The 4,886-nt window shown below is 77.2% G+C and carries 2 protein-coding genes and 1 pseudogene; 1 reads left to right on the top strand and 2 read right to left on the bottom strand.

Features of this window, described 5'->3' with window-relative positions; all coding sequences use genetic code 11:
- Nucleotides 1-870 (top strand): annotated as a pseudogene (locus tag F9B16_RS49190) (hypothetical protein); the annotation flags it as partial.
- Between the two features lie 45 nt (nucleotides 871-915).
- Here F9B16_RS49190 and era read toward each other — a convergent pair.
- Both era and F9B16_RS49180 read right to left on the bottom strand, forming a co-directional pair.
- The gene (gene era / locus F9B16_RS49185) at nucleotides 916-1,827 is read right to left on the bottom strand and encodes a GTPase Era (RefSeq protein WP_151547146.1); all 912 of its coding nucleotides are present in this window, start codon (nucleotides 1,825-1,827) and stop codon (nucleotides 916-918) included.
- Between the two features lie 233 nt (nucleotides 1,828-2,060).
- Nucleotides 2,061-4,886 (bottom strand): AAA family ATPase (locus F9B16_RS49180; protein ID WP_151547144.1); only part of this gene is annotated, 2,826 nt, incomplete at its 5' end.

Genomic DNA, 4,886 nt, shown 5'->3' with positions numbered 1-4,886 from the left:
GAGACGCCGCCCGCCGAGCCGTGGCCGCCGCCGGCGCCGCCCGCGGCGGGCCCGCGCCGCGCCGGCTGGGACTTCGCCGTGATCGCAGCCTCCGCCATCCTGGTGGTGTCGGCGTTCCTGCCGTGGGCGCACGCCCAGACCGTCCTCGACCTGTTCGGCCGGTCCCTCGTCCGCGACCAGGGCAGCGTCGCCGGCATCGACGCCGACAACATCGTCCTCGCGGTCCCCGTGCTGGCGGTGGTGGCGATCGTGATGGCGTTCTGGAACCTCGTCGCCCGCGACCCCCGGATCGGCGCGCTCGCCGCCGTCCCGGCCATCCTGTCGCTGGTGACCTGCGGCATCTTCGTGCTGCGGCTCGGCGACGTGCCGAACCGCCTGCCGGACTACGGGCTGAACCTCACCTACCAGGTCAGCCTCCGGTACGGCTGGTTCCTGGCGGTCGCGATGAGCCTGCTGCTGGCCGTGTTCAGCCTCGTCCGCCCCATCTCCGACCGCCTGGCGGCCAAGGACGGCGGACGGCCGGGCACGGAGCAGGAGTACGCCGCCCAGCAGTACGCGGCGGCGCAGCAGTACGCGGAGCAGCAGCGCTACTGGGCCGAGCAGGGCGCCGCGTGGCCCGAGGAGGCGCAGGCGTGGGGCCAAGCGCCCGAGCAGGCCCAGGCCTGGGGCCAGGCCCCTGAGCAGGCGCAGTCCTGGAGCCGGGCTCCTGAGCAGGCGGAGGCCGCGAGCCGCAGCTCTGAGGAGCCGCATTCCGGGGAACGCGACGCCGAGGAGGCGCAGGACCCGGAGCGCGGCGCCGAGGAGCCGCACGCCGACCGGCGGGCCTCCGGCGGGCCCGCCCGCCCGTCGCCGCAACCGGAACAGGAGTGAACCACCGCCCGGGTCGGTCGCTGGAACGGCCGGTCGCGGGAACGGTCAGTCGTAGAAGCCGAGCCGCCGCAGCTGCTTCGGGTCGCGCTGCCAGTCCTTCAGGACGCTGACCCGCAGGTCGAGGAAGACCTTGGTGCCGAGCAGCGCCTCGATCTGCCGCCGCGCCGCCGCGCCCACCTCGCGCAGCCGGGCGCCCTTGTGGCCGATGATGATGCCCTTCTGGCTGGGCCGCTCCACGAACAGGTGCGCGTAGACGTCGATCAGGTCGTCGCGGCCCTCGCGCGGGTTCACCTCGTCCACGACGACGGCGATCGAGTGCGGCAGCTCGTCGCGGACGCCCTCCAGCGCGGCCTCGCGGATCAGCTCGCCGATGAGGACCTGCTCGGGCTCGTCGGTGAGGTCGCCCTCCGGGTACAGCGGCATGCCCTCCGGCAGCCGGGAGATCAGCAGGTCGCCGACCAGGCCGACCTGGAAGCCGTCCGCCGCCGAGCACGGCACGATGTCGGCGAACTCGCCGAGCCGCCCCACCGCGAGCAGCTGCTCGGCGACCTGCTCCGGCGCGGCCAGGTCGGTCTTGGTGACGATCGCCACGACCGGCGTCCGCTTCACCGCCGCCAGCTCCCGCGCGATGTACTTGTCGCCGGGCCCGACGGGCTGGTCCGCCGGAACGCAGAACCCGATCACGTCGACCTCCGTGAGGGTCGAGCGGACGAGGCTGTCCAGCCGCTCCCCCAGCAGCGTGCGGGGCTTGTGCAGGCCGGGCGTGTCGACGACGACGAGCTGCGCGTCCGGCCGGTGCACGATCCCGCGGATCGCCCGCCGGGTCGTCTGCGGCCGGCTGCTGGTGATCGCCACCTTAGTGCCGACCAGCGCGTTCATCAGGGTCGACTTCCCCACGTTGGGCCGCCCGATGAAGCAGGCGAACCCCGCCCGGTACCCCTCCGGCACGGCGCCCATCACATCTCCGCTCGTCACCTGCCAATTGTCGCCCACCCCGAGACGCCCCACGACCACCCGCCCCCGCCACCCCGACCCCCAGCCACGCGCAAGTCCGCCCCCCGGCCCCGGCAGATCGAACCCCAGCCCCGGCAGGTCGAACCCCAAGCACCGGTCACGGGCGGGAACGCGGAGCGAGTGCAGCGAGCGGAGCGGGCCCGCCCGCCGGTCGGCGGGCCGTTTCGCGCGGAGCGCTAGCGGAGCGGGAAACGGCCCGTCGACCGTGACGGGGGTTCCAGGGGGTCGCCCCCCTGGGTGAGAACCGCTGTGACCTCGGCGGCCTTGCGGTCGTGGGCGGCGGCGGTCTCCTCGGGGAGGCCGAGGAAGCGGGCGAGGTCGGCGAGGACGGCGGCCACGGGGCCGATGGTGGCGACGGCGGTGGCGCCGCCGGTGACGTGGCCCTCGTACGGGAGCAGCGCCTCGTAGGCGCGGGCGGCGAGGCCGGGCTCGCCGAGCGCGATGGCGCGGCGCCCGCGGATCGCCATGACGAGGTCGTAGAAGTAGTCGCGGCGGACGGGTCCGGCGTCGGCCGGGACGGCGCGGCGGGCCTCGTCGACGCGGCCGGCGGCGGCGAGCGCCAGGGCGTGGATGTCGGCGGTCGCGGCGACGTGCGGCCACCGCTCGCGCAGCCAGGCGGTCTCGCCGACCAGGTCGCCGGCGCGGCCCTGGACATACCGCAGGCAGAACGCGCCGACGAGCATCATGCCGCGCTCGCTGCTCCAGATGCCGGTCCGGCCGATGGCGCCGCCGACCTGGGTGTAGACCCGTTCGGCCTCGTCGTAGCGGGCGCGGAAGGTGTGCGCGAGGCCGCCGTACCATTCGGCGATCATGGCGAGCAGCGGGAGGCCGTACTGCTCGGCGAGGCGGTGGCCCTCGTCCAGGTGGCGGCGGGCGGCGGCGAGGTCGAGGGAGGCGACCTCGGTCTGCTGGAGCTGCAGGTGGGCGAGGACGAGGTAGCCGGGCAGGTCGTGCTCGGTGGCGAGGGCGAGGAGTTCGGCGGCGATGCGGCGGCGGTCGCGCAGGCCGCCGGCGGAGCGGTATCCGTTGAGGTAGGCGCCGTTGAGCGCGGCGGCCAGCAGGGCGGGGTCGCCGAGGCCGCGGGCGGTCTCGACGGCCTCGCGGGCCGCCGTGGCGCCGCGGTCGTCCTGCTCGCCCTCCAGTTCGATCGCCAGGGTCGTCAGGAGGCGGGCGCGGAGCGCGGGGTCGTCGCCGGGCGGGCCGGCGAGGGCGTGCTCGGTCGCCTCGATGACGTCCCGGTCGAGGATCCCGTACTCGCGGCTGGTCCACAGGGTCGGCACGTCGAAGGCGGCGATGATCCGGGCGAGGAGGCGGACGTCGCCGAGGGCGCGGGCGTCGGCGATGGCGCGGCGGCGCCGGTCGCGGGCGTCGACGACCTGCCCGGCGAGCGCGGTCGCGCGGATCGCGGCGACCTCGGTCTCCAGCCGTTCGCGGTCGGCGCCGCCGCCCTGGGCGCGCAGCGTCTCGGCGGCGCGGACCCACAGGTCGGCGGCGACGCGGTGGGCGTAGCGGGCCTCGGCCGCGGCCGCCGCGAGCCGCGCGTACCGGACGGCCCGGTCGGGCGCCGTGCCGGACTCCAGGTAGTGGTGCGCGATGGCGGCGACCTCGTCGGGGCTGCGCCGTTCGAGGGAGGCGGCGACGCGGCCGTGCAGGCGGGCGCGGCGGGCGCTCGACAGGCCGGTGTAGAGGGTGTCGCGGACCAGGGCGTGCGCGAACCGCAGGCGTCCGGGCGCGGGCTCGGTGACCAGGCCGGCGGCGAGGGCGGCCTCGACGGCGTCGAGCACGGCGTCCTCGTCGCCGGACAGGTCGGCGAGCACGTCGAGGCGGGCGTCGCGGCCGGCGACGGCGGCGTCCCGCAGGACGGCCCGGGCGGGTTCGGGGAGCCGGGCGATGCGGCGGCGCAGCACGTCGCCGACGCCGGCGGGCACCCGGCGGGTGGCGGCGGGCAGGCCCTCGGCGGCGAGCAGCCGCGCCGTCTCGCGGGTGAAGAACGGGTTCCCGCCGGTCCGCTCGGCGATGGCGGACAGCTCCGCGTCGCCGAGCCCGGTGTCGCAGACGGCCCGGACGAGCGCGGCGACCTCGGCGGCCGAGAGCCCGGGCAGTTCGATCCGGGCCGGCTCGTGCCGGGCCAGGGTGGCGAGCGCGGCGGCGAGCGCGCCCGGGACCTCGGTCTGCCGGAACGTCGCGGCGAGGAGGACGCGGCGGTCGCGGAGCCGCCCGGCGAGCCGGGTGAGCAGCGCGAGGGTCTCCTCGTCGGCCCAGTGCAGGTCTTCGAGGACGAGCAGGAGCGGCGTTCCGCCGGCGACCCCGGCGAGGTAGTCGCCGGCGGCGAGGTGCAGGCGGAACCGGCCGGCGCTGACGTCGGTGCCGGCGTCCCCGGTCGCGGCGTCGTCGAGGAGGGGGGCGAGGCGGCCGGCCAGTCCGGGTGGCGGCGGGGTGACGGCGGCAAGGTCGCGGAGCAGCTCGGCCCAGGGCCAGGCGGCGGGCGCCCCTCCGGTCTCCGGCGCGCGCCCCCAAGCGCACGTCCAGCCGCGTCCGGCGAGGAGGCGGGCGAACCGTTCGGTGAGGGCGGTCTTGCCCATGCCGGCGTCGCCGCTGATGAGGACGGTGGTGCCGCGTCCGGCGGCGGCTTGGCGGGCCGCCTCGTCCAGCACGGCCAGTTCCCGTTCCCGCCCGACGAACGCGGCGCCGGGCGGCTCCGCGGGCGCCGTCCGCACGACGGACGGGGCGGGCCGTTCCGCGGCGCCGCCGAGGTCGAGGGCCTGGGCGAGGATGCCGGCCTCCAGGTCGCGCAGCGCCGGGCCGGGGTCGACGCCGAGCTCCTCGATCAGGGCGGCGCGGGCGCGGCGGAGCGCGGCGAGCGCGTCGCCCTGCCGTCCCGCCCGGTACAGGGCGAGGGCCAGCAGCCGCCACGCCTCCTCGCGCAGCGGGTGGCCGGCGGCGTGCGCCTCCAGGTCGGGGACGGCCTCGGCGGCGGCGCCGAGCGCGAGCATCGCCTCGGC

Origin of the sequence: Actinomadura montaniterrae, from assembly GCF_008923365.1 — a bacterium.
Taxonomy (GTDB): Bacteria; Actinomycetota; Actinomycetes; order Streptosporangiales; family Streptosporangiaceae; genus Spirillospora; species Spirillospora montaniterrae.
Note: the sequence above shows the minus strand (reverse complement) of the source record. Positions and strands in the feature narration are given on the sequence as shown.